Raw genomic sequence first — 23,065 nt, 5'->3', positions numbered from 1 at the left:
CTCAACCCTTCATCATTCTGAGGATATGCATGCCCGCCAACTCGGCGAGTCCCTCCAGATCATACCCGCCTTCCAGCAGGCTGACGACCCGGTTATTGGCGCTGCGGTCGGCAACCTCCAGAAGACGGCCCGTCGCCCAGTCGAAATCCTCGCCGGTCAGGTTGATCTGCGCCAGCGGATCGCGGTGATGGGCGTCAAATCCGGCAGAGATAATGATGATATCAGGCCGGAAATCGTTGAGTGCCGGCAGCACGCGCGATTTGAACGCCTCGCGGAAATGATCGCTGCCGACATTGGGCGAAAGCGGCGCATTGACGATCGTGCCGTGCGCGCCGTTTTCATCCTTGGCCCCGGTGCCGGGATAAAGCGGCATCTGATGGGTGGAGCAGAAAAGCACGGAGGGATCGTCCCAGAAAATATCCTGCGTGCCATTGCCGTGGTGGACGTCCCAATCGACGATGGCGACGCGTTCGGCGCCGTGAGCCTTCTGCGCATGGCGGGCAGCGATCGCCGCATTGTTGAAGAAGCAGAAGCCCATCGCCGTCATCTTCTCGGCATGGTGACCCGGCGGGCGCGCCGCGACGAACACATTGTCGACCTTGCCGCGGAACACGTCGTCGACGGCGGCCATCGCCCCGCCTATGCCAGTCAGCGCCGCCTGCAGGCTCTTCTGGCTGGCATAGGTATCGGCTTCGAGCTGGTTGATCTTGTCTTCCTCTTCCGGGATCTGCCGCATGACAGCGATCAGATGTTCTTCCGGATGGGCAAGCAGCACGGCGTCTTCATTCGCCTGCGGCGCTTCCTTTCGGTCCAGCCGCTCGAAATTCGGATGCTCCAGCGCGACATTGAGCGCGCGGATGCGGTCGGAGCGCTCGGGATGGCCTGACGGCGTCACGTGCTCGAGAAAGATGGGATGTTCGTAAAGACGGGTGCTCATGCTGGCACTCTATCGATCGCAAATGTCATGATCCACAGCAGATGGAGCGCAGCGTGTCGATTTCAACACGCTGCATCGTCGCGGTTAACGCTCCGCATCCTCCGTTTACGCTATTTTAATTGTTTCGTTTACATCGACGGACCCCATGCTAGGGTCCTAGTGATAACCTGCAAGGCAGACCTGTAAATGAGTAAGACGAACCGCCCGGACGTGGTGGAATTGCGCATACCGTTTCGTGACGTGGATATGAACGGCCAGATGTTTCTGGCCTCCTATATTTCCTATGCCGAATCCGTACTTGCGGGTTTCTGGTCATTGAGACCTGATATGGAGGACGAGCCTGTCTATACTCCCGCCAAGGTGTCCTGCATCCTTCACCGGCCATTGCACTATCACGAAGCAGTGACCTTCACCGCTGCCGTCGACAAGATCGGTGTGCGCTCCATCGGCTTTCTCATCGCCGCCGAGATTGACGATGAGCGTGCCGCCGAGGTCGAAATCACCTGGCAGGCGCGCAGCCGCGACGACGGCTCGCCTGTAGCGCTTCCCGAAGAGACGCGCGACTGGCTCTATGGCTTCCTGGATTAAGCGCGAATCCGCAAGAGTGGATAGCCGGCCATGACGGCCCGACCGACGAGCGCTGCGACGAAGGCCTTTATGACGTCACCTGGGATGAATGCCATGCTGCCCACAAAGGCCTGCTTCAGGCCGATATTTGCTGCAAGGGCCAGATAGGCGATCCCGAAGGCGTAAAGCACGACGATGCCGCCGATCATGGCGGCAAGGAAGAAGCTTACCGTCTGGACGAGGCCGGACTGATTGTCGTGCACCAGCCGTTCACTGAGGAAGCCCGTAACAAAAGCGGCAAAAACCCAACCGAACAGGAAGCCTGACGTCGGAGCCACGAAAGCGGCAAACCCGCCGCGGCCACCCGAAAGCACAGGCAGGCCGATGGCTACGAGCACCAGCACGATCAGCACGGCAATCGTGGCGCGTCTTGCGCCCAGCACGACGCCTGCCATCATGACGCCGAGCGATTGCGCGGTGATCGGCACTGGGATGAAGCCCAGATAGATAGGCGGCAGCAGGCCGAGAGCCACGATAATCGCGGCGAAAAGAGCGGCAAGAACGAGGTCGCGCGTGCTCATCGTGATCTCCAATTCATAAATCGTTAACTGACATGCCGCCGAATGCCGCGCGCGTCAATCGCCGCGGCAATGTTATCCGCATCCCTGAGCGTTAAAATGATGAGCGGGGTAAGGATCGTCACCGGTCGTACCTTCAGTCCGCGCGCCGCATGTGCTTCGCTGATCGCATGGTAGCGGGCGATGATTTCGGGCACGAAGCGCAATACGAGACCGACCGCCAGCCCGATATCGTCGGCCTTCACCCAGCCGGTCCGTTCCAGCGGCCGTGCAAGCACCGTTATCTCATCCATGAATTGCGTGATCGTCGTCGTCGCAGTCACGGCAGCAGCAAACAGCATCAGTGCCGTCAGCCGAAGCAGCGTCGCAAGCGCCACCTGCCACGGACTGACGACGAGGGTGAAGAGTGCCACGATCACGATCGTCAGCACGATCGGCCGCACCCGGACGGCCGATTCCGTCAGCGACAAGCCGATGCTGCGATAGATCAGCGCCGTCAGCAGTGTGACAATGGCAAGCAGCGGAAGATTGTCGCCGAGGAACAACACGACGCCGAGCAGGAAGAGGGAAAAGATCTTTGCCCGCGGCGAAAGCCGGTGCAGCGCGCTGTTGCCTTCGACATAAAGCGACTGCATCAGACGGCAAGCTCCCTGTAGCGGGCAATCGCTTCGGCTGCCGGCGCATCGGCCTCCAGTCTGCCTTCGTGGAACAGCAGCACCCGCTCAAAGCCTGATATCAACTCGAGATCATGGGTGATGACGACGACATTTTCTTCGAGCCCATCGATGGTCTTCTGCACCAGCGCGCGGTTGCGCAGGTCAAGCTGATTGGTCGGCTCGTCGAGGATCAGAATATTGGGACCGGTCGCCAGCACCGAGCAGAGCGCCGCGATCTGCAGCTCGCCGCCGGAAAGCTCATGCGCACGGCGGGTGGCCAGTTCCTCGGCGTTGAAGCGGGCAAGTACCATCTCGACCTTTCGATCGATCTCAGCCTTGCTAAAGCCGCGGCCCTTCAGTCCGAAAGCGATGTCGTCCTTTACGATCGGCAGGATGATCTGGTTCTGCGGCGACTGGAAGATGAAGCCAACATCGGCAAGCGCCGTCTTCTTCTCAAGTGTATCGCGCCCGTTGACCGTGACTTTGCCCGTGGTGGGTTTCATGAGCCCGTTGATCATCCGCGCGAAGGTCGTCTTGCCCGAACCGTTGAGCCCGATGACGCCGAGACGGTTTTCGGTGAGAGACAGTGTCAGCGGCTCGACCGCGATCCTTGCTCCGAAACTGGCGCCCGCGCTCTCGAAACGAATATCCAACTCTGGTCCCCTTGTTTGAACTCCTGCTTCTATAAGGCGGTGACGACGCGATAAAGGATCAAAATCAAATCGGCACGAAATGGTATCGGGTAGCTAGGAAGATTTTCCGCGCTATGATGGCGGTATGACGAATCTGCTCTCCAATTCCGATGCCCGCCGTGTCTTTCTCGCCAAGCAGGGGCTGAGCGCGCCTCCGAACCGTGCATTGACCAAGGCCGGCCTGCTGGACCTCATTCACGACCTCGGCTTTGTGCAGGTGGATAGCATTCAGACGGTGGAACGCGCCCATCATCAGATCCTCTTTTCCCGCAACCAGACGTACCGGCGCGAACACCTGACCGCGCTCCTGGAAAAGGATGGTGCGCTCTTCGAGCACTGGACGCATGATGCCTCCATCCTGCCGAGCGCCTTCTTCAAATACTGGAAACACAAATTCCGCGACGAGGAACTGGCGCTCGTCGAGCGCTGGCGTAGATGGCGCGGCGAGGGCTTCGAAGCTTCCTTCGAGGAGACCTATGATCGGGTGGTCAAGGACGGGGCGATCCTGGCGCGCGACATGAAGGCGGACGGCCACGTCTCCGGCGGCTGGTGGAACTGGCACCCCAACAAGACGGCGCTCGAATATTTCTGGCGCACCGGCAAATTCGCCATCGCCGGCCGCTCCAACTTCCAGAAGATCTATGATCTCGTCGAGCGGGTCATTCCCGCCGAATTCCATAAGCCTGAGGTCAGCCGTGGAGATTTCGTGGACTGGGCCTGCCGCAGCGCGCTTACCCGTCTGGGCTTTGCCACACACGGCGAAATCGCCGCCTTCTGGGATCTGCTCTCGCCGGATGAGGCGAAGGCGTGGGTGACGGAGCACCGGGATGAGCTGATTGAAGTACTGATCGAGCCGGCGCTTGGCGGCAAGCCACGCTCCTCATGGGCCTTCGCGGATTTCCTTGACACACTCGATAGCTATCCGGAAGCGCCGCAACGAATCCGGGTGCTTAGCCCGTTTGATCCGATGATCCGGGACAGAAACCGGACAGAGCGTCTTTTCGGCTTCTTCTACCGTATCGAAATCTTCGTGCCGGAGCCGAAGCGCGAATATGGCTATTACGTTTTCCCGCTCCTGGAGGGCGACAGGCTCATCGGCCGCATCGATATGAAGGCGGACAGGAAGAAGGGTACGCTGGATGTCAAGCGCCTATGGCTTGAGCCGCGCGTGAAGGCATCCGCAGGGCGGCTCGAAAAGCTGGAAGCCGAGTTGGATCGCTTAGCGCGCTTCGCCGGCGTGGAGAACGTCGTCTATCTGGACGGCTGGAAAGGGTAGTCCCTTCTCCCTAACCGGAGAAGGGATAGCTAGTCAGCAGATCTCCGTCGTCGAAATCTTGATCCCGAAGCCTTCCAGGCCGACATAATGGCGTTCGCGGCTTGTCAAAAGCTTGATTGAGCTGATGCCGAGATCCTTGAGGATCTGCGCACCGAGGCCGATTTCCAGCCATTCGCTGTCGCGCGTCTGTGCTTCGGTATGCGCCTCACGGCCTTGATTGCGTGCCTTGCGGCCATTGTCGTAATGGCCGACTCCGACGGAGCCTTCACGCAGGTAGACGATGATGCCGCGGCCCTCTTCGGCGATCTTCTGCATATAGAAGTCGACCGGCTTGCGCTTGCCGAACAGGTCGTCCGCTACGTTTTCCGGATGTAGGCGCACCGGAATATCCACACCGTCCCTGATATCGCCGAAGACGACGGCGAGATGCTGCATCGGATCCCACGGCAGGGAGTAGGTATGCGCCCTGGCCTTGCCGAACGGTGTCTCGATATCGAAGCTCGAGCCGAGCTCAATCAGCGTTTCCTTGCGCTGGCGATAAGCGATGAGGTCGGCAACCGACAGAAGCTTCAGCCCGTGCTGTTCGGCGAAATCCACGACCTGTGGGCCGCGCGTCACCGTGCCGTCGTCATTGACGAGTTCGGAGATGACGCCGATCGGCGGCAGGCCGGCCAGCTTGCAGAGATCGACGGCAGCTTCCGTATGGCCGGAACGCATCAGCACACCGCCTTCGCGGGAGACCAGCGGAAAGATGTGGCCGGGACGGACGAAATCAGACGCGCCCACATTCGGGTTGGCAAGGTTGCGTACCGTCAGCGTGCGGTCGTCGGCGGAAATGCCCGTCGTCGTACCGTGCTTGAAGTCGACGGAAACGGTGAAGGCCGTCGTATGGGCGGAATCGTTTTCCGCCACCATGGCATTGAGGTTCAGCCGCTTGGCCTCTTCCTTCGGCATGGGCGCGCAGACGATGCCTGACGTGTGGCGCACGATGAAGGCCATCTTTTCGGGCGTCGCATGCACGGCGGCAACGATCAGGTCACCCTCGTTTTCACGATCATTGTCGTCCATGACGACGACGATCTCGCCGGCTTCGAAAGCCCTGATAGCATCAACAACGCGCTTCTGATCATAAGGCATGGCGTAATTCCTATTTCAGCCGGCCGGTTTGGCCGCGGTCGCGAAGATAATGGTCGGCAATGGCGCAGGCGATCATCGCCTCGCCGATCGGCACGGCGCGGATGCCGACGCAGGGGTCATGACGACCCTTGGTGCGGATATCGACATTCTTGCCGTCGGCATCGATCGACTGCCGTTCGGTGAGAATGGAAGAGGTCGGCTTGACGGCGAAGCGGGCGACGACCGGCTGGCCGGTCGAAATGCCGCCGAGGATGCCGCCGGCATTGTTGGACAGGAAGATCGGCTTGCCGTCATTGCCCATGCGCATCTCGTCGGCATTGTCCTCGCCGCTCGTCTCGGCGGCGGCAAAACCGTTGCCGATCTCGACGCCCTTGACGGCGTTGATCGACATCAGCAGCGAGGTGATATCCTGGTCGAGCTTGCCGTAGATCGGGGCGCCGAGACCGGCGGGTACACCTTCGGCGATCACTTCGATGACGGCGCCGATAGAGGAGCCGGCCTTGCGGATGCCGTCGAGATACTCTTCCCAGACGGGCACGATCTCGGCATCCGGCGAGAAGAACGGGTTCTGCCCGACCTGATCCCAGTCCCAGTTGGCACGGTTGATCTTGTGCTTGCCGATCTGCACTAGCGCCCCGCGGATGGTGGCACCGGGCACGACGAGCCGGGCGATGCCGCCGGCCGCCACGCGGGCAGCAGTCTCGCGGGCAGACGAACGGCCACCGCCGCGATAGTCGCGGATGCCGTATTTGGTATCATAGGTATAGTCGGCATGGCCGGGGCGGTACTGCCGGGCGATCTCGCCATAGTCCTTGGAACGCTGGTCGGTATTCTCGATCAGCATGGAAATCGGTGTGCCGGTCGAAATCATCGTCTCGCCGTCGGCGTCCATCATCACGCCCGAGAGAACTTTCACCAGGTCGTCTTCGCGCCGCTGGGTGACGAAACGGCTCTGGCCGGGCTTACGCTTGTCGAGCCACACCTGCAGGTCCTCGAGCTTGAAGCGCAGCCCCGGAGGGCAGCCGTCGACGACGGCGCCGAGCGCCGGCCCATGGCTTTCGCCCCAGGTAGTTACACGGAAGAGATGACCGAATGTATTGTGCGACATGTGTTCCCGCCGGATGCGCGGAACCAGTCGTCACCGGCCGCGCCATTACTCGAAAAGGCGCGACACTCATAGGCCAAAAAACCGTTCAGGCAAAAGCCTTTCTTTGCGCCTGATGGTGCGATCAGGGAAATGGTATTTCCCGTATTTGCGACCGATAGCCGCCGCGGCTTCAGCGCTAGGATGCCAGCAGCCAGGCCGTGCCGCGCGCCTCAATGGCGAAGTCATCGAAGGAAAGGGGACGTGCGAAGGCGTAACCCTGCAGGAGATCGCAGCCGAGATCGCGCAGCAGTTCGGCATGTGCCAGCGTCTCGACACCCTCCGCCACGGTCTCCACACCGAGCGAACGGGCGATTTCGATGATGGAACTGACGAGCGCGCGCTCCTGTGAAGAGGCGACGATCGGCTGGACGAGTTGCCGGTCGATCTTCAGCCGCTTCGGCTTGAGCTTCAGCAGCGAGACGATCGAGGTGTGGCCGGTGCCGAAATCGTCGATCTCGATATCGATGCCGAGTGCCTTGATCCGTTCGAGGTTTTGCGAAACCACGTCCTCGCTTTCGTCGAGAAAGATGGATTCCACCAGTTCGAAGGAAATTTCGCCAGGGCGGATCTGCAGGTCACCAAGCGATTCCAAAAGGCTGCCATCATGCAGGCGCCGCGCCGAAACGTTGACGGAGACTTTCGGTATATAGATGCCCTGCGCAGCCCAGCGCATCTTGTCGCGCAGCGCGGTTTCCAGGACGATGCGGTCGAGCGTCTGCACGACGTTGATCTCATCGGCAATGCGCAGGAATTTGTCCGGGGTGAGCAAGCCCTTGGAGGGATGGCGCCAGCGCACCAGCGCCTCGACGCCCGTCAGCTTCATCGTCCGCGCACAGAATTGCGGCTGGTACCAGGCCGTGAACTCGCCATTGTCGATGCCGGCAAGGATTTCATCGGCCGTGCGTTTATTGTTGATGATGTCGGCCTGCAGATTGTGGTTGAAGAATTCGAAGCGGTTGCGGCCGAGGCTCTTGGCCCGATAGAGCGCGATGTCGGCATTGATCAACACTTTGCGGGCATCGACATGAATGCCGTTCGCCAGTGCAATGCCGATCGACACGCCGCAACGGCAGGGAAACCCCTGGAAATCGACGGGCTGGCGCATTTCCTCGATGACGCGGCCTGCAAGCTCCGCCATCTCCTTGTCGCCCACGTCGAAGGAGAGAATGACGAACTCGTCGCCGCCGATACGCGCAACGACATCGCTGTCACGCAGATTTCTGGAAAGCACGCGTGAAGCATGCACCAGCATCGCATCGCCGGCTGCATGTCCCAGCGTGTCGTTGATTTCCTTGAAGCGGTCGAGGTCGATATGCAGGATCGCAAATTTCTGCCGGTCGCTATGGCCGGCATCCGTCAGGTTTTCCAGCGCGATATCGAGCTTGCGACGGTTGGCAAGCGAGGTCAGCGGGTCGTGCAGGGAATTGTGCTCGATCCTGTTCTTTGCGAGTTCCAGCTCGATGTTCTTGGTGATTGCCTCATCCTTCGCGGCCTTGAGGCGCAGCGTCATCAATGCATCCTCGGTCGAATCGAAGGCGATGCCGATGATCTTCATCTCGCCGGTCGGCGTGCGGTGCACCTTGCCGACGGAACGCACGTAGCGCACGCCGCCATTTTCGTCCGGCACGCGGCAGACGAGCGTATGCGTGTCTCCGAGCTGCCTGAAATGCCGAGCGCTTTCAAGCGCCAGCCCGCGGTCATCGGGGTGCATGCAGGAAAGCCAGGCGTCCTCGGTCACGAAGGCATTGCTCTGCTTCAATCCGTAGAGCTCGTGCATGCGCTCGTCCCAGATCGAGCCGCTCTTGCCAAGAATTGCCTCCCAGATGCCGCATTGATATGAATCGAGGGCCAGATCGAGCTTGCCGGAGAGTTCGGAAAGCTCCGCCTCGCGGCTTGAAAGTTCTTCAAGCGCGAGTTCCAGCTCCGCATTCTTGAGCTCGCTCGTTTCCTTGGCAAGGCGAAGCGTGTTGGTGACTTCCGCATCGGCTGTCACGTCCCAGACGATGCCGATCGTCTTTCCTGTGCCGCCGGCATCCGTATAGAAGGCGCCGATGGAACGCAGATGGCGGATGCGGCCATCTTCCCGCATCACCCTGTATTGCGCGGTGCAGGCTTCTCCAGCGATGCTGCAACCGAAGAAATGAACCTCGGCGATTTCGCGGTCTTCCGGCACGATCGTCGAAAGCCACACTTCCAGTGGCCGGCTGCCTTCGATCGCCTTGAGGCCGTGAAGGGTGGATGCGCGTGCATCCCAGGCAAGGTTGGTGGCATTTTCCTGCAACTCCCATATGCCGATCCGGGAGGATTCCAGCGCCAGGTTGAGGCGCTGCGACAGTTCCATAAGTTTGGCTTCCCGGGCCTCGAGCTGCGTGATGTTACGGTTGCGTTCGCCGAGCAGCAACGTGGCAAAGAAGATCGGGATGATGATCACACAGCCTGCGGCGACGATGATCAATCGCAGTTCACGCTGATTATTGGGAACTGCATGCCAGCCGGAGTTCGGCACCGCCGCCAGTTCCCATCGCCCGCCGGCGAAGTTGATTTTGCGGCGGAGCGGCTCCTTCTCATAGATATTGGAAGGGCCGAAGAAGGGCGCCGCCGTTTCGTCCGGGATGCCGATATCGCGCACCGCGATCGACAAATGGTCGAGATGCGGATAGCGCTCCTGGTTTTCGCTGTTGCGCGCGGGCTTCAGGCCGGTCGCCTCGTAGAACATGTTCTGGTCGATGACTACCTCGACCGCGCCCCAGATGCGGCGCTGGCCATTCTGCTTGACGAAAACCGGGAAGAAGATTGCGAAGGCGTTTTCTGCATCCGCCGTCTTGAAGGGACCGTAGAAGCGCGCCGACTGGTCGCCGGTATTGCGGCTGATCGACATGCGCTCCATAAGCCGCTCGCGCACATCCTTGCCAATCCTGTCTCTACCGGATTGCGCCGGATAGACCGACTTGACGATGAAATCGGGCGCGACCGCAATATGGATGAAATGTGGGTTCTGGATCAGCAGCCAGTTGATCTGCCGCTCCATCTCCACCTCGTTCGCCTGCGTGCCGAGCGAGATCAGGTTGGAAAGGTCGCGGACAGCGGTAATATCCATATTGATCTGCGCCATCATGCGGGCACGGATCAGGTTGGTCTCGTTTTCAGTACGGATTTGCAGCTCGCGCAGATGGGCGGCAGTATTTGCTCTGTCGAGTGCAAAGCCGACGGCAATTACGACAATGGCCACGAGGGCTGAAACCAGCAGCGAGACACGCGTATTCTTCAGAACACGCCGCAGCTGGTTGCCGTTGCTCAGCCGGAATTGCAAATCACATACCCCTACATTCGGGCCGACTTTAGGGGGCAGGAGTTAATTTACGATTGCGCGCATTCGCGGCCGCTAAATCGCGTGAACAGAGAGAAAATGACGGTTAATCGAGCCTCTTGATTATCCGTAAAATCCTATTCATCAATTGGGCGCCGAAAGCCATTCTTCCGGGCAATTTTCGCCATATTCAGGAGTTTATCTGTGGCCACTCGATATCAATGGCAGCGTTTCAAAGGGATTGCCGACATGCGTTTCGTTATTGCTACGCTTCTGGCCACGGCAAATTTTCTTTCGCCCATGAGCAGTTTTGCCGAGAGCGCCGATGTCGAGGCGACGATCAAGAAGGTCGATACGGCCAATCTTGTCCTGACGCTCGATGATGGCAAGACCTATCAGGCGCCCGAGGAATTCGATTTCGAAGGCCTGAGGGCCGGCGTCAAGGTGGTGATTTTCTATACGGAAGTCGACGGCAAGCGCGTCATCAACGATCTCGACATCGTCAAGTAAGCAAGCCGCATTTGGGCTAGATCCAGCCGATCAGGCTCTGCGACGTCTCGATTTTCAAAATCCGGTCCTGCGGGATTTCGCCCTCAGAGGCGACGTCCTTCGGCAGGTTGGAGATTATCTTGAACAAGCTTCTGATGACGCCGCCATGGGTGACGCAGACGGTCGGCCGGTCGACTGAATTCAGCCATGCGCCGGTCCGCCACGACATGATCTCGTAGCTTTCCGCATCTTCGCCCGGCGGAATGAAATCCCACTTGTTGATGTTGCGTTCTGTCACTCTCTCTGCCTGCGAGGCCCTGAGCTGCTTGAGCGTGTAGCCTTCCCAGTCGCCAAAGGAGACTTCGACCAGACGTTCGTCGGTTCGGTAATCCTCGGACGGGAGCCCCATGGCCGATCGCATGATCTCCATGGTTTCGCGCGTACGCCCGAGCGGGCTTGCGACGAAATCGAATTCCGTATCTTCGCCCTTCAGGACCGCCGCAAGGGCGATCCCGTTCTGTTTTGCCTGTTCGCGACCGATCGCATTGATCGGAATATCCTTCTGCCCCTGCAGACGGCGTTCCGCATTCCAGTCGGTCTGGCCGTGTCTGATCACATAGATAAGCACGGGGATCGGCTCCGCTTGGGGGGAGGACGCCTCAGTCCTTGATGACGGAAATATCAGGCGCGTCCACAGCCTTCATGCCGATGACATGATAGCCGCTGTCGGCATGATGCACTTCACCCGTCACCGAACGCGACAGATCCGAGAGAAGGTAGAGGCCGACATCGCCCACTTCCTCGATGGTCACGGTACGGCGCAGCGGCGCATTATACTCGTTCCACTTGAGGATGTAGCGGAAATCGCCGATGCCGGAGGCAGCAAGCGTCTTGATCGGGCCTGCCGAAACGGCGTTAACACGGATGTTTTTCGGTCCGAGGTCGACGGCGAGATACTTCACGCTGGCTTCAAGAGCCGCCTTGGCGACGCCCATGACATTGTAGTTCGGCATCACCTTCTCAGCACCGTAATAGGTGAGGGTGAGCATCGAGCCGCCTTCCGTCATCAGCTTCTCCGCGCGGCGAGCGACCGAGGTGAAGGAGTAGACGGAGATCTGCATGGTCTTTGCGAAGTTGTCGGCCGACGTATCGACGTAACGGCCCGTTAGCTCGTCCTTGTCGGAAAAGCCGATCGCGTGCACGATAAAATCGATCTTGCCCCACAGCTTCTCGACGTTTTCGAAAACGGCATCGATCGTGGATTCATCGCTGACATCGCAATGGCCGACCATGACGGCGCCGATTTCGGCAGCCAGCGGCTCCACGCGCTTCTTCAAGGCATCGCCCTGGTAAGTGAAGGCAACTTCTCCGCCCTGCGCATGAATGGCCTTGGCAATACCCCACGCAATCGAACGATTGTTGGCGACACCCATGATGACGCCGCGTTTGCCTGCCATGAGGCCGGATGCTTGAGCCATATTTCGCTTCCCTAGGAATTCTGATGGTCCTGCCTATGGCATAGGCCGTTAATCGGTTCAAGCAGGCCCAAGATCATCAACTGTTAGGGATCGTAACAAAGGGTGCGATTATCACCGAAATTTCATAAAAACAGCCCTTCACGCATGCTCCGCATGAGATCAGTGACTTTAGCGTCGGGTTTTTCCCACAACATAATACGCAATTCGACGACGAGATCGCCTTTTCCGCCGCTGTCGTTAGGCAGACCTTGGTCGGGAATGCGGATAGTCTTGTCGGAGCCGGACCAGGCAGGGATCGTCACATTGAGCGGTCCCTGCGGACCGTCAACGCGCGCCTCGGTGCCAAGCACTGCGTTTTCGATGTTGAGCGGCAGCACGGCATGCACGTCGAAGCCATCGACGGTAAAGCGCGGATCGGGCGCGATGTGGATATTGATGACGGCGTCGCCGCGTTGCATGCCCGGCAGCTTGAATCCTTGCCCTTTGAGCCGGACCTGATGGCCTTCAGTCGTGCCCGCCGGAAGGGCGAAGCCGACTTCGCGGCCCTCCGGAAGGGAAACTGTCGTCCAGCTTCCCTTCATGATGTCTTCGATCGTCACGGTTGCGGTCGCCACTTCATCCGGCGCCTTCTCAAGGCCTGGCTGGCCGGCGCCGGTGAAGCGGCGCACGAGCGAGGTCAGCAGGCTGAGCGGTAGCGACATGTTGGCGCCAGTGCCGGTGGTGGACTCGGTCTGCTCGTCCTCCGCCCTGGCGGTTTCGGATTCCGCTGTTTCCTGTTCCGGCTGCTTGGCCGCCTCGGCTGCATGCGGCCTGGCTTGTGCTTGCTGAGAATGCGCTTGCTGGGCGTGCGATTGCGCCTGGGCGCCAAAAATGCGTTCGACCATCTCTTCTGCGGCTTCGGTTGTGCCTGCCTGCTGCTGTTTGGCACCTGCTGCTGCGGCCTTCTGCGCATTGGCATTGGCGCGCGCAAGCTCTTCCATCACGCGCTCGGCATTGGCCTGCGCGGCCTTGGCGCGGACGGCGGCCTCACGGGCAGCCTGGCGCTGCTGCATGATCGTCTGTTCCTGCTTCTTGGCTTCTGCCATGCGCACGGCGCTGTCGAAGAGATTACGCTTTCTCGGATCTTTCAACGTTTCATAGGCGCGGCCGATCTCGGCGAAACGTGCGGTCGCCGTCGGGTCGCCCTGATTGTGATCAGGATGCACGGCCTTGGCCATGTTGCGCCAGGCAGTCTTGATTTCGTCTGCTCCTGCGTCGCGCTTGACGCCCAGCACCTTGTATGGATCACGCATTGTTCGCACCACCGCTGTCGCAATCCGGGAGGCATGTTCCTCGTGGCCGTTCCCGGAAACCGAATCTCAACTCATGACGCGCCGTCCGGTTCGCTCTCGCGACAGGAAAGCCCGCTCGTTGGGCGATCGTGCGGTAGAGTTGCTAATCACTTCTTATTTCCGAAGTTGGATATGGGGTGTTTTGCCGCGAATGGTTAGCCTTTCACTAAACATTGAGGCGAATCGGCACGGCACATTAACCCTGACGTGTCAGGGGCGCATCGTGCCGGAACAGGTGGACAGTGGGATCAGCTTTCCGGCTGGAAGCTCAGAAGCTGCCAGTTGCCGCCACCGACGAGGCAGGTCTTGCCGTAGAATTTGGCGATGCCGACATAGGAATGCCGCGTCGTGCGGAACTGGCGGCAAACCTGGCCGGCGTCATTATTCTCCACGATCGTGTCGATGATGCCGGCGCTGCCGGTGGACGCATTGGCCCAGGGAAGCGGCTGTCCTTCGAGCTTCTGGATATCGGCAGACGTCACGGCGTTGCGTACCGTCATCTCGTCGGAAAGCGTATCGGTGCTGGGCGCTGGCTGCGGCACCGTGCCGGTCGCAACCGAACGATCCACCTTTGACGAACTCAGGAAATCGAACCCTCCGGCCACGCAGCCGGAAAGTGACAGAATCGCGATACCGACGATGGAGAGCCTGAAGCTGCGGCGCAGCGAACCCTTTGTATGGCGATGTGTCTTTGCTATGACTTCCACCCTGTATCCTTCCCCAGCATCGAAAGCTGGGTCAGTTTTCATAAACCGCGGGATTTGAATTAATATGTCGGAAAACGGGTTAACAGGTGGTGACTTTACCGAAAGTGAAGAGCCCTTCAAGCTCTTTGGGGAATGGCTGAAGGAGGCGGAGGCTTCCGAAGTCAACGACCCCAATGCTGTCGCGCTCGCGACGGTCGATGAAGATGGGCTGCCCAATGTCCGCATGGTTCTCCTGAAGGGTTTCGATACCGACGGATTCGTCTTCTACACGAATTTCGAGAGCCGGAAAGGTCGCGAAATCTTGGGGCAGAAGAAAGCCGCCATGTGTTTCCACTGGAAAACGCTGCGCCGCCAGGTGCGCATTCGCGGCCCTGTCGAATTGGTCACCGATGCCGAGGCCGACGCTTATTTTGCGACCCGCGCCCGCGGCAGCCGTATCGGCGCCTGGGCTTCCAAGCAGTCGCGCCCGCTCGAAAGCCGCTTCGCGCTGGAAAAGGCCGTTGCCGAATATACGGCGCGTTACGCCATCGGCGACATCCCGCGCCCGTCTTACTGGTCCGGCTTCCGGATCCGCCCGACCTCGATCGAGTTCTGGAAAGACCAGAAGTTCCGACTGCACGACCGTATCGAGTTTCGCCGACCGACGCCTGAGGGGGCTTGGGACAAGGTGCGAATGTACCCGTAAAGGGCTTATTTCCCGAGCAGTTTCAATGGAATGCCGGAAGCGAGCGCCGAAACATAGCGCGGCTTCTGGTAAAAGCCGTTGAGCGAGATGCGCGGCATATAGGTGGGCAAGCTTGCGGTCGGAAAGCCTGGCTGCGTTGTTACCGCGATGGCAAATCCGAGCTTTGCCGCAAGGTCCGCTTCACGACCTATCGCTGCCTCCGGCGTGCCGTAGGGAAAAGCGATCGTCCGGGGGCGAGTGCCGGTGATCGACTCGACATAATCGGCCGAGATTTCCATCTCGATCCGAGCTTCTGCATGCGGCAGGCGGGCAAGCGCCCGATGGCTGATCGTATGGGCGCCGAGACTGGCGAGCGGGCTTGCCGCAAGCTCGCGCAATTCCTGTGGCCCCATGACCAGTTCCCGCGTGATATCGACCGGCTCGATTCCGTGGCGCCGCGCCAGTGCATCCACCTCCGAGATGGCGCGGCTTTCATCCTGCCTGTGGATAAACTCGGCAAGCCGGTCGAAGGCGTCCCATTTCCGGACGGGCGTATCGAGCGCCAGCCTCTCTCTGCCTAGGCCGAAATTGAACTCGATGCTGTTCTCCCTGCCGAGCAGCAGCGCCAGCGTCTCCCACCAGATGCTGTGCGAGCCTTCGGCAAAGCCTTGCGCAATGAAAACCGTAAAGGGTGCGCCATGCCGTTCGAAAACGGGCAGGGCATGGACGAAATTGTTGCGATACCCATCATCCAGCGTGAAGGCGGCGAACAGGCGATCGTCCTGCGGGTCCGACAATAGGGAGGGCACCGCATCGAGCGGCACGAAACGATAGCCGCTCCGCTTCAGCCGCCGAAGCGCCGCGTCTAGAAATTCCGGCGTGATTTCAAGATGTTGGTTTGGCTCGAACGGTTGTGCGATATGCGGGCGTACATGATGGAGTGTGAAGATGACGACGCGTCCGCAGGCCTCTTTCATGAGCCCGGCGGCATTCGCCAGCCAGGCCGCTTCCAGCCCGCCGCCGATCGCGATGCGCTTCAGACGCCGCTTCCACTGCCCCATTTTTTCCGTGACCCCGCTTTGTAATCGTGTCACACAGACTATCAATGCCGCCGTTAAACCTTGCTGAATCCCGGTTGGAAAGCGGTTTATTTACCGGCCTTTAACCAAGCGAAACAAAAGCTTGGAAAAAACTTGGGCGTTGCCTCAAAGTCGCGCCAGATTGTGGGCATCTGTCACAATACGGGACATAATTCCGGTTGTAGCGACTCGCCGGATATAATGAGGGAAAGTGCATGAGAAGGCTTTTGGCAGCCATTTTGACCGCGACGCTGGCAATTACTGCACCTGTTGCGGCCTTTGCCGGAAGCGCCTCCCTCGTGCTCGATGCCCGCACCGGCAAGGTCCTTGCGTCCGAAAACGGTGACACGCTGAACCATCCGGCCTCGCTGACGAAGATGATGACGCTCTATCTCACCTTCGAGGCGCTCAATCGCGGCAAGATCACTTGGGATACACCGATCATCATGTCGAAATATGCGGCCTCCCGTCCGCCGACGAAGCTCGGCGTGAAAGCGGGCGGCACGATTACCGTGCGTGAGGCGGTCTATGGCATGATCGTCAAGTCGGCCAACGATGCTGCTGCCGCCATCGGTGAAAAGCTCGGCGGTTCGGAAAGCAATTTCGCCCGGCTTATGACCCAGAAGGCCCGCCAGCTCGGCATGAGCCGCACGGTCTTTGTCAATGCATCTGGCCTGCCGGACGCGCGTCAGATCACGACTGCGCGCGACATGTCCACGCTCGCTGTGGCGCTGCTGAAGAATTATCCCAGCGAATATCGTCTCTTCTCCATTGCAAGCTTCAATTTCCGTGGCCAGACCATCCGTGGCCACAATAATCTCATGTATCGCTACCAGGGCATGGACGGCATCAAAACCGGTTATACCAATGCGTCCGGCTTCAACATCGTCAGCGCCGTGAAGGACGGCAATCGTCGCGTGGTTGGCGTGGTGCTCGGCGGCCGCACGGCCCGCAGCCGCGACGCCAAGATGGCCGGATTGTTCGACCGCTATATGGGACGTGCCTCCTCCGGCGGCGCCAAGCTGACCGCCAGCATCAATGCAAAACAGCAGGTCGAGGTCGCCTCGGCCGCGGATGAGGCCGATGTTCCCGCGCCGGCGATCGCGCCGCGCGTTGCGGGCGAGGCAGCAGCACCCGCACCGAAGGCGCTCGGTTATGCCGATAACGGCGTTATCCCGTTGGAGCGCCCGGCGGCAATGGACGAGATCATGAATGCCGGCAAGGCGCCTAAAGCGCCAGTCGGCAAGGCAGGTGGCTGGCAAATCCAGATCTCGGCTGCTCCGAGCGCCGATGCTGCCCGCGCGCTTCTTGCGCAGGCCCAGTCCGAGGCAGGTGCGCCGCTCGTTTCCGCCTCGCCCTACACCGAAGCTGTGGGGAAGGGGCCTGGTACGATTTACCGCGCCCGTTTCGTCGGCTTCCAAAGCAAGGAAGATGCGACCTCCGCCTGCGATGCCCTGAAGAAGCGCTCATACGACTGCATGCTTCTGCCGAACCAGGGCTGAGCTGGCTACTCTGGACAATTTCCGGGAATCGGCGCTCTCCTCATAAACAAAAGGAGAACGTCATGCTGCAGCGCCTCGCCGACCAGTTCGAAACATCATCCTCCGCTTACGCCGCCGCCAACGACATTGAGCGTGATGCCGACTGGTTTCTGCTGAAACTGCAGGAGGAGATGGGCGAGTTGACCCAGGCTTGGAACCGCCTGACTGGCCGCGGCCGTGCCAAAGGCCGCTCGCCCGAGGAGATGGAACTCGACCTTGCGGACGAGACGGCCGATATCCTCGGCCACCTGCTGCTTTTCGCCCGTCGCCATGACATCGATCTCTCCGCTGCGATCGAGCGGAAATGGAAATTTAAGCCGGCGCGAACGTGGGAGAGCTAACCCGTGTCGTTTGGGGATGGGACACATACATGCGCTGGATAGGGCAGGCGAGCGCTTCCGTGGATCTCGTCGGTGACCCGGCGCGGCTGGAAGTTTGGGAAAATGTCTGGAAATATTGGACGATCGTTGCGTTAAATGCCGTGATTTGCGCCGTCCTTGTCCTGATCGCCAGCAGTGCAATAGACGTCCAGGCTTTCCCTGCACTCATGGCCGGTCTTGCTCTCGTCTTCATGCCGGTTCAACTCGCCCGCTCGATCTACCGAGGCTCCAAGATCACCTTCTGCAGGCCGATCGTCGTCTTATCATCCGAAGGCATCCAGCATCAGGGGCTGTCGGTCAGCCTTGGCTGGCGGTTGATCAGCCAAATCAGCAAGGTGAATCGGGCACGCACGCCGGAGAGAACACTGCGACTGGTCGTTCGAGATGACGCCGATCCAAAACTTTTGAGTGATCTTTTCATCTGGAACTGGGGGATACTGCCGAGGACGATTTTCGTTCCGTTGGGTCAGATCAAGCGCTATTCGGCCAACGATGCGGCATCAATTATCGATCGGTATTTCAAAGAATCCACTCATTCGGCTTAGTGGCATAATTTAAGCGAGGTCATCCGGCTTCGGGAAATCTGGTTGCGCCTCCGGCCTTGCCGACCGGAATGCCTCAAGCACCACGCAGCGCTGCTCGACCGAACGCAATAGGGGATAGGGCGAAAGATCGTGGCCAAGACGACGGGCATTGCTCATCTGCGGAACGAGATGCAGGTCAGCCCAGCCGGGACGGTTGCCGAAACAGAAGGGCGACTGGATTTCGCGCTTCGCGAGCGTTTCTTCGAGTGCGGTGAAGCCAAGACCGAGCCAGTGCTGCGCCCATCGCTTTACCTCTGCCTCGCCGCCGCCGCGCTCGTCCATCAGGAAACGCCGGACGCGCTGGACCGTCAGGGAGTGCATCTCTGAAGCAATATGGGCCGCAAAACCTCTTGCCTGCGCACGCAGCACCGGATCCTCCGGTAGGAGGCTCGGGTCGGGATAGCTCTCCTCTATGTAGGCGAGGATGGCCGACGACTGTGGCACGACGTGGCCGCCGATATCCAGCGCAGGCAGAAGCCCCTGCGGATTGAGTCGGTGATATTCGCCGGCTTCAAGCGATCCGACGGGGATGTAGCGATAGGAAATACCTTTGAGATTGAGCGCGATCCGCACCCTCTCCCCTGCCGAATTCTGCCATCGCGAGATCAGCCGCATCAAAACCTTCTGAAAGCTCGAGTCAGCCGAGCTTATATTGGTAGAACTTGCTGTCCACCGCCATCAGCGGGAACGAGCGCGGCAGGGCGCTCTCGCTAATCTCAGCAAACCCGTTCTTCTCATAGAACCGGTGCGCGGCAACGAACTTGTCCGTCGTGCCGAGGAAGATGTCGGTTACGCCGACTTCACCGGCATGAGCAAAGAGCGCCGCGAGCAGCCGGGTGGCCACACCATGTTCGCGGCCTCGCACCTCGGCGGCCACGAACATCTTCCGAAGAGCCGCCTGGTTGTTGCCGATATCCTTGAGGCCGACCGTGCCGACAATGGCGCCATCCTTCACTGCGACCCAAAATTGACCCTTGCCCGACTGGTAGAAGTCGGGAATGACGCGCAGGTCCGGCTGCGCGTCGGCGGTGATGTCGATGTCGAATTCCTCGCGCTGGATCGGCAGGATGACCGAGATCACGCCGTCGGCATCGTCAGGAGCGAAGGTTCTGATCTCGATTTCGACCATGAAAGTACCGCCTCAGGCCTGAGTGCCGCCGACGGTCACCTGATCCATGCGCAGATGCGGCTGGCCGACGCCGACAGGCACCCACTGGCCTGCCTTGCCGCAATTGCCGATGCCGGTATCGAGCTTCATGTCGTTGCCGATCATGGACACACGCTTCATCGCATCCGGGCCGTTGCCGATCAGCATGGCGCCCTTGATCGGTGCGCCAATCTTGCCGTTCTCGATAAGATAGGCCTCGGTGCAGCCGAAGACGAATTTGCCCGATGTGATATCCACCTGGCCGCCACCGAAGGAGACGGCATAGACGCCCTTCTTGACCGAAGAGATGATCTCTTCCGGCGGCTTGTCGCCGCCGAGCATATAGGTGTTGGTCATACGCGGCATCGGCACATGCGCATAGCCTTGGCGGCGGCCGTTGCCGGTCGGCGCCATGCCCATCAGCCGGGCGTTCTGCCGGTCCTGCATGTAGCCGACGAGCTTGCCGTTTTCGATCAGCACGTTGTAGGCGGACGGCGTGCCTTCATCGTCGATGGTGATAGAGCCGCGGCGGCTGTCGATCGTGCCGTCGTCGACGACGGTCACGCCCGGTGCCGCTACCATCTGGCCGAGGAGGCCCGCAAAGGCAGATGTTTTCTTGCGGTTGAAGTCGCCTTCGAGGCCATGGCCCACGGCCTCGTGCAGCATGACGCCCGGCCAGCCGGAGCCGAGCACGACATCCATCGTGCCTGCCGGCGCATCGATCGCTTCGAGATTGACGAGTGCCTGCCGCAGCGCTTCGTCGGCGCCGTGCTGCCAGCTTCCGGTCGCGATGAAATCGCCGAAACCGATGCGGCCGCCCTGGCCATAAGAGCCGCTTTCCTGCCGGTCGCCTTCGCCAACCATGACGGAGATGTTGATACGCGTCATGGGACGGATGTCGTGTACGCGATGGCCATCGGCGCGCAGGATATCGACCACCTGCCAGCTTGCCGCCACCGAAGCCGTGACCTGCCGCACCTTGTCGTTCTTGCCGCGCAGATAGGCATCGATATCGGTCAGCACCTTCACCTTCTCCTCGAAGGTTGGTGAACCGATCGGGTTCGCGTCTGTATAGAGCTTGCGGTTCGTGCCCTGGGGCGCAGCAGCATAGCTGCCGGAATAGCCGCGCGTGACGGCGCCGACCGCGTCGGCCGCCCGCTTCAGCGCTGAGACGGAGAGATCGCCCGCATGCGCGTAGCCGACAGCTTCGCCCGCCACTGCGCGCAGGCCAAAACCCTGTTCGGTGTTGAAGCTGCCGCCCTTGAGGCGACCGTTGTCGAAGGTCAGCGATTCCGCCTGCGCGTGCTCGATGAAGAGCTCGCCGTCATCGGCGCTGGAAAGCGCCTCGGCAACATGCTTGCGCATCGTCGCTTCGTCGGCATCGAAAAGCGTCAGGAGATCGGTGGTCATGGTCTTTTGCTCCGCATGAAGAGCGGGAATGCTCAATAGCCGATGTAGGTCTGTTGTGCTGCGCGAGCAAGCCCCGCCAAATCAGGGCAGGGCGTCGTAGCCTTCCGCGAAGCCCTTGAGGTCTACGGGGATGCCGATGCCTTCTTCCGGCGTCTGGAAGACGATGAAGGTCGCCTGCGCGCCGCTGCGGAAGGTCTTGAGCAGCTCGTCCTCGAGAACGACTTCGGCATAGCAGCCGTCGGCGAAGCAGCGCACGAAATAGGCGCGGCCGATATCCTTGCCGTCGACATTGAGGCCGAGGCCGTTCGGCAGCAGCACGCCGAGCGGTGCGAGCACGCGCAGGATCTTCGACTTGCGGTCAGCCGTCTTCAGGACGACGACGGACAGGCCAACTTCCGGACGGTCTTCGGCAATGACATTCTGCATCAGCGCGCACTGCTCGGTCGAAGCGCCTGCCGGCTTGTCGCAGACGACGGACCATGCGCCATGGTTGGACCGAACCGTGCCGGGTGCCGGTGGCTGCGTCTGGCTAGGCGTCACCTGCTCGACGTTCGGCGTCGTGGACGGCGCGGGCTGCTGTGTCGGGGCGGGCTTCGGAGCAGGCGCGGCAGGACGCGACTGCGCGGGCGCCGGCGTCTGCTGAGCGAAAACGGGGCTCGTCGCGGCGGTCGCGATGCCCGCGGTCAGTACAAAAGACCGCGCGAGGGAACGGAAACCCATGAAAACCTCTGGATATCGAATCATTGCCGCTATTTGTGAAGCTGCCCACAGAAAATGAAAAGCCCCACCCCGTGAAAACCGGGGGACTGCGGCAGAAATAGGACCTCGCCAAAAGAATGTGCAGCCCACGGATTGGCCCTGAAGCGCGTTTTTCGTATGCTGATGAAAAGCTTGCAATGTTTTGCCGTGGCTGAGGAGGCAGTCTTTGAGCAAATATGCCGCATAGACAATTGCTTCTGCCTGTTGCGGCGGATGCCAAACTGTGGTTTGAAGCGCAGAAGATGGCAAGGATTCTGCGTCCGATTTGATGCAGATCAGCGCTCGAGGGAGATTACAAGGTGATTAAGAAGGCTTTTGCAGCTCTGACCGCGCTGGTCTGTCTGCTTTTTGCTTCCGGCACATATGCCGATCAGCCGATGCCGTGGCAGGCTACCCTGCAGCCGGCAGCGACGCCGATCATGCGGGAGATCCACTGGTTCGAACAATACACGCTGTGGTTCATCGTTCCGATCACGCTGTTTGTTCTCGTTCTCCTTCTGGTCGTCTGTTTCAAGTTCCGTGCTTCGGCAAACCCGGTTCCCTCCAAGACGAGCCACAATACAGTGATCGAAGTCATCTGGACCGTGGGGCCGGTCTTGGTACTTCTCTTCCTTGCCATTCCCTCCTTTACCCTGTTGACCGCGCAGCTCACCCTGCCGGAAAACCCTGATGTGACCATCAAGGCGACCGCGACCCAGTGGCAGTGGAACTATGAATATGAAGGTTCGGGCGAAACGCCTGTCGCCTTCAACTCCTATCTTCTGAAGGAGCCGGATCGTGCCGCTGCGGGCAAGACCGATCTTTCCGTCTATCCGCGCCTGCTCGCCGTCGACAACGAACTCGTGCTGCCAGTCAACAAGACCGTTCGCGTTCTCGTCACCGCCGCGCCGACCGACGTCATCCACGCTTTCGCCATGCCGTCCTTCGGTGTCAAGATCGACGCCGTTCCGGGCCGCCTGAACGAAACCTGGTTCCGCGCCGAGCGCGAAGGCCTCTTCTACGGCCAGTGTTCCGAGCTTTGCGGCAAGGACCATGCGTTCATGCCGATCGCCATCCGCGTCGTCTCCGAGGACAAGTACAAGCAGTGGCTGGCTTCGGCCGCCAGTGACTTGCCCGGCGCCTACAAGACACTGATCGCCGCCGCCGATGGTCCTGCAAAGACCGTTGATGTCGCTGAAAACGTCGCAAAGTAAGATAGG

Annotated in this window: 24 protein-coding genes; 8 read left to right on the top strand and 16 right to left on the bottom strand. The window is 60.2% G+C overall.

All coding sequences use genetic code 11. From position 1 onward, the window contains the following. Window position 1: 1 nt before the first annotated feature. Entirely contained in the window at window positions 2-937 is a 936-nt protein-coding gene (locus ACR9ZQ_RS21500; RefSeq protein WP_481428768.1) for a histone deacetylase family protein, read from the bottom strand. A 186-nt stretch (window positions 938-1,123) separates the two neighbouring features. On the opposite strand from ACR9ZQ_RS21500, the gene ACR9ZQ_RS21495 reads away from it, so the two are divergent. Beyond that, window positions 1,124-1,525 (top strand): acyl-CoA thioesterase, encoded by a 402-nt coding sequence (locus tag ACR9ZQ_RS21495; protein WP_310378435.1) that lies wholly within the window; start codon window positions 1,124-1,126, stop codon window positions 1,523-1,525. Here the strand turns inward: ACR9ZQ_RS21495 and ACR9ZQ_RS21490 are convergent. Genes ACR9ZQ_RS21490 through ACR9ZQ_RS21480 form a run of 3 tightly spaced genes read right to left on the bottom strand, consistent with a single transcriptional unit; the run spans window position 1,522 to window position 3,391 of the window. After that, the gene (locus tag ACR9ZQ_RS21490; protein ID WP_310378434.1) at window positions 1,522-2,085 is read right to left on the bottom strand and encodes a biotin transporter BioY; all 564 of its coding nucleotides are present in this window, start codon (window positions 2,083-2,085) and stop codon (window positions 1,522-1,524) included. The two genes, ACR9ZQ_RS21495 and ACR9ZQ_RS21490, sit on opposite strands and share 4 nt — an antisense overlap. A 23-nt stretch (window positions 2,086-2,108) precedes the next feature. Continuing rightward, window positions 2,109-2,717, bottom strand: a complete 609-nt coding sequence (locus ACR9ZQ_RS21485) for a CbiQ family ECF transporter T component (protein ID WP_310378432.1) — start codon at window positions 2,715-2,717, stop codon at window positions 2,109-2,111. Then, on the bottom strand, window positions 2,717-3,391 hold the full coding sequence (locus ACR9ZQ_RS21480; RefSeq protein ID WP_310378430.1) for an energy-coupling factor ABC transporter ATP-binding protein: 675 nt from the start codon (window positions 3,389-3,391) through the stop codon (window positions 2,717-2,719). Before ACR9ZQ_RS21480 ends, ACR9ZQ_RS21485 begins: the two co-directional genes overlap by 1 nt. Window positions 3,392-3,515: 124 nt before the next feature. Here ACR9ZQ_RS21480 and ACR9ZQ_RS21475 point away from each other — a divergent pair, with 124 nt between their 5' ends. Further along, on the top strand, window positions 3,516-4,706 hold the full coding sequence (locus ACR9ZQ_RS21475; protein WP_310378428.1) for a winged helix-turn-helix domain-containing protein: 1,191 nt from the start codon (window positions 3,516-3,518) through the stop codon (window positions 4,704-4,706). 33 nt (window positions 4,707-4,739) lie between these two features. Here the strand turns inward: ACR9ZQ_RS21475 and ribB are convergent, their stop codons facing one another. From ribB to ACR9ZQ_RS21460, 3 genes are all read right to left on the bottom strand, one after another. Then, window positions 4,740-5,843, bottom strand: a complete 1,104-nt coding sequence (gene ribB, locus ACR9ZQ_RS21470; protein WP_310378426.1) for a 3,4-dihydroxy-2-butanone-4-phosphate synthase — start codon at window positions 5,841-5,843, stop codon at window positions 4,740-4,742. Window positions 5,844-5,853: 10 nt separating this feature from the next. Next, window positions 5,854-6,951, bottom strand: a complete 1,098-nt coding sequence (gene aroC, locus ACR9ZQ_RS21465) for a chorismate synthase (protein ID WP_310378424.1) — start codon at window positions 6,949-6,951, stop codon at window positions 5,854-5,856. A 175-nt stretch (window positions 6,952-7,126) separates the two neighbouring features. Next, complete coding sequence (locus ACR9ZQ_RS21460; protein ID WP_310378422.1) at window positions 7,127-10,300, bottom strand: bifunctional diguanylate cyclase/phosphodiesterase; 3,174 nt, start codon at window positions 10,298-10,300, stop codon at window positions 7,127-7,129. Window positions 10,301-10,546: 246 nt separating this feature from the next. Between ACR9ZQ_RS21460 and ACR9ZQ_RS21455 the strand changes: the two genes are divergently transcribed. Beyond that, window positions 10,547-10,807 carry a DUF1344 domain-containing protein gene (locus tag ACR9ZQ_RS21455; protein WP_310378420.1) on the top strand — a complete coding sequence of 87 codons (261 nt, stop codon included), beginning with the start codon at window positions 10,547-10,549 and terminating at the stop codon, window positions 10,805-10,807. 16 nt (window positions 10,808-10,823) lie between these two features. Here the strand turns inward: ACR9ZQ_RS21455 and ACR9ZQ_RS21450 are convergent, their stop codons facing one another. The 4 genes from ACR9ZQ_RS21450 to ACR9ZQ_RS21435 form a co-directional block, all read right to left on the bottom strand. After that, window positions 10,824-11,414, bottom strand: a complete 591-nt coding sequence (locus ACR9ZQ_RS21450; protein ID WP_310378418.1) for a histidine phosphatase family protein — start codon at window positions 11,412-11,414, stop codon at window positions 10,824-10,826. Window positions 11,415-11,445: 31 nt separating this feature from the next. Then, a complete protein-coding gene (gene fabI, locus ACR9ZQ_RS21445) occupies window positions 11,446-12,264 on the bottom strand; it encodes an enoyl-ACP reductase FabI (protein WP_007817957.1) in 819 nt (272 codons plus the stop codon). 122 nt (window positions 12,265-12,386) lie between these two features. Further along, window positions 12,387-13,556, bottom strand: coding sequence for a DnaJ C-terminal domain-containing protein (locus ACR9ZQ_RS21440; protein ID WP_481428767.1), 1,170 nt, complete (start codon window positions 13,554-13,556; stop codon window positions 12,387-12,389). A gap of 287 nt (window positions 13,557-13,843) precedes the next feature. Beyond that, the gene (locus tag ACR9ZQ_RS21435; protein ID WP_007817961.1) at window positions 13,844-14,302 is read right to left on the bottom strand and encodes an RT0821/Lpp0805 family surface protein; all 459 of its coding nucleotides are present in this window, start codon (window positions 14,300-14,302) and stop codon (window positions 13,844-13,846) included. Between the two features lie 64 nt (window positions 14,303-14,366). On the opposite strand from ACR9ZQ_RS21435, the gene pdxH reads away from it, so the two are divergent. Next, window positions 14,367-14,987 carry a pyridoxamine 5'-phosphate oxidase gene (gene pdxH, locus ACR9ZQ_RS21430; protein WP_310378412.1) on the top strand — a complete coding sequence of 207 codons (621 nt, stop codon included), beginning with the start codon at window positions 14,367-14,369 and terminating at the stop codon, window positions 14,985-14,987. A 5-nt stretch (window positions 14,988-14,992) separates the two neighbouring features. On the opposite strand, the gene ACR9ZQ_RS21425 is transcribed toward pdxH, so the two are convergent. After that, the gene (locus ACR9ZQ_RS21425; protein ID WP_481428766.1) at window positions 14,993-16,027 is read right to left on the bottom strand and encodes a polysaccharide deacetylase family protein; all 1,035 of its coding nucleotides are present in this window, start codon (window positions 16,025-16,027) and stop codon (window positions 14,993-14,995) included. A 233-nt stretch (window positions 16,028-16,260) separates the two neighbouring features. On the opposite strand from ACR9ZQ_RS21425, the gene ACR9ZQ_RS21420 reads away from it, so the two are divergent. From ACR9ZQ_RS21420 to ACR9ZQ_RS21410, 3 genes are all read left to right on the top strand, one after another. Next, complete coding sequence (locus ACR9ZQ_RS21420) at window positions 16,261-17,547, top strand: serine hydrolase (protein WP_310378409.1); 1,287 nt, start codon at window positions 16,261-16,263, stop codon at window positions 17,545-17,547. 62 nt (window positions 17,548-17,609) lie between these two features. Continuing rightward, window positions 17,610-17,927: a nucleoside triphosphate pyrophosphohydrolase family protein gene (locus ACR9ZQ_RS21415; RefSeq protein WP_310378407.1), complete on the top strand. Its 318-nt coding sequence runs from the start codon at window positions 17,610-17,612 to the stop codon at window positions 17,925-17,927. A 29-nt stretch (window positions 17,928-17,956) separates the two neighbouring features. After that, entirely contained in the window at window positions 17,957-18,511 is a 555-nt protein-coding gene (locus ACR9ZQ_RS21410) for a hypothetical protein (RefSeq protein ID WP_481428765.1), read from the top strand. Window positions 18,512-18,520: 9 nt separating this feature from the next. On the opposite strand, the gene maiA is transcribed toward ACR9ZQ_RS21410, so the two are convergent. From maiA to ACR9ZQ_RS21390, 4 genes are all read right to left on the bottom strand, one after another. Beyond that, on the bottom strand, window positions 18,521-19,165 hold the full coding sequence (gene maiA, locus ACR9ZQ_RS21405; RefSeq protein WP_481428764.1) for a maleylacetoacetate isomerase: 645 nt from the start codon (window positions 19,163-19,165) through the stop codon (window positions 18,521-18,523). A gap of 22 nt (window positions 19,166-19,187) precedes the next feature. Next, complete coding sequence (locus ACR9ZQ_RS21400; protein WP_481428763.1) at window positions 19,188-19,679, bottom strand: GNAT family N-acetyltransferase; 492 nt, start codon at window positions 19,677-19,679, stop codon at window positions 19,188-19,190. Between the two features lie 12 nt (window positions 19,680-19,691). Further along, window positions 19,692-21,107, bottom strand: a complete 1,416-nt coding sequence (gene tldD, locus ACR9ZQ_RS21395; RefSeq protein WP_481428762.1) for a metalloprotease TldD — start codon at window positions 21,105-21,107, stop codon at window positions 19,692-19,694. An 81-nt stretch (window positions 21,108-21,188) separates the two neighbouring features. Beyond that, complete coding sequence (locus tag ACR9ZQ_RS21390) at window positions 21,189-21,851, bottom strand: invasion associated locus B family protein (RefSeq protein ID WP_481428761.1); 663 nt, start codon at window positions 21,849-21,851, stop codon at window positions 21,189-21,191. A 314-nt stretch (window positions 21,852-22,165) separates the two neighbouring features. Here ACR9ZQ_RS21390 and coxB point away from each other — a divergent pair, with 314 nt between their 5' ends. After that, window positions 22,166-23,059, top strand: a complete 894-nt coding sequence (gene coxB, locus ACR9ZQ_RS21385) for a cytochrome c oxidase subunit II (protein ID WP_481428760.1) — start codon at window positions 22,166-22,168, stop codon at window positions 23,057-23,059. Window positions 23,060-23,065: the final 6 nt, after the last annotated feature.

It is taken from the genome of Rhizobium sp. KNZ14-9A (genome assembly GCF_056755015.1).
Note: the sequence above shows the minus strand (reverse complement) of the source record. Positions and strands in the feature narration are given on the sequence as shown.

Excerpts from the sequence above, each read along its gene's own strand:
- ACR9ZQ_RS21500 (WP_481428768.1), bottom strand. The coding sequence starts at position 937 with ATGAGCACCCGTCTTTACGAACATCCCATCTTTCTCGAGCACGTGACG.
- ACR9ZQ_RS21495 (WP_310378435.1), top strand. The coding sequence starts at position 1,124 with ATGAGTAAGACGAACCGCCCGGACGTGGTGGAATTGCGCATACCGTTT.
- ACR9ZQ_RS21490 (WP_310378434.1), bottom strand. The coding sequence starts at position 2,085 with ATGAGCACGCGCGACCTCGTTCTTGCCGCTCTTTTCGCCGCGATTATC.
- ACR9ZQ_RS21485 (WP_310378432.1), bottom strand. The coding sequence starts at position 2,717 with ATGCAGTCGCTTTATGTCGAAGGCAACAGCGCGCTGCACCGGCTTTCG.
- ACR9ZQ_RS21475 (WP_310378428.1), top strand. The coding sequence starts at position 3,516 with ATGACGAATCTGCTCTCCAATTCCGATGCCCGCCGTGTCTTTCTCGCC.
- ribB (WP_310378426.1), bottom strand. The coding sequence starts at position 5,843 with ATGCCTTATGATCAGAAGCGCGTTGTTGATGCTATCAGGGCTTTCGAA.
- aroC (WP_310378424.1), bottom strand. The coding sequence starts at position 6,951 with ATGTCGCACAATACATTCGGTCATCTCTTCCGTGTAACTACCTGGGGC.
- ACR9ZQ_RS21455 (WP_310378420.1), top strand. The coding sequence starts at position 10,547 with ATGCGTTTCGTTATTGCTACGCTTCTGGCCACGGCAAATTTTCTTTCG.
- fabI (WP_007817957.1), bottom strand. The coding sequence starts at position 12,264 with ATGGCTCAAGCATCCGGCCTCATGGCAGGCAAACGCGGCGTCATCATG.
- ACR9ZQ_RS21440 (WP_481428767.1), bottom strand. The coding sequence starts at position 13,556 with ATGCGTGATCCATACAAGGTGCTGGGCGTCAAGCGCGACGCAGGAGCA.
- pdxH (WP_310378412.1), top strand. The coding sequence starts at position 14,367 with ATGTCGGAAAACGGGTTAACAGGTGGTGACTTTACCGAAAGTGAAGAG.
- ACR9ZQ_RS21425 (WP_481428766.1), bottom strand. The coding sequence starts at position 16,027 with ATGGGGCAGTGGAAGCGGCGTCTGAAGCGCATCGCGATCGGCGGCGGG.
- ACR9ZQ_RS21420 (WP_310378409.1), top strand. The coding sequence starts at position 16,261 with ATGAGAAGGCTTTTGGCAGCCATTTTGACCGCGACGCTGGCAATTACT.
- ACR9ZQ_RS21415 (WP_310378407.1), top strand. The coding sequence starts at position 17,610 with ATGCTGCAGCGCCTCGCCGACCAGTTCGAAACATCATCCTCCGCTTAC.
- ACR9ZQ_RS21410 (WP_481428765.1), top strand. The coding sequence starts at position 17,957 with ATGCGCTGGATAGGGCAGGCGAGCGCTTCCGTGGATCTCGTCGGTGAC.
- maiA (WP_481428764.1), bottom strand. The coding sequence starts at position 19,165 with ATGCGGCTGATCTCGCGATGGCAGAATTCGGCAGGGGAGAGGGTGCGG.
- ACR9ZQ_RS21400 (WP_481428763.1), bottom strand. The coding sequence starts at position 19,679 with ATGGTCGAAATCGAGATCAGAACCTTCGCTCCTGACGATGCCGACGGC.
- tldD (WP_481428762.1), bottom strand. The coding sequence starts at position 21,107 with ATGACCACCGATCTCCTGACGCTTTTCGATGCCGACGAAGCGACGATG.
- ACR9ZQ_RS21390 (WP_481428761.1), bottom strand. The coding sequence starts at position 21,851 with ATGATTCGATATCCAGAGGTTTTCATGGGTTTCCGTTCCCTCGCGCGG.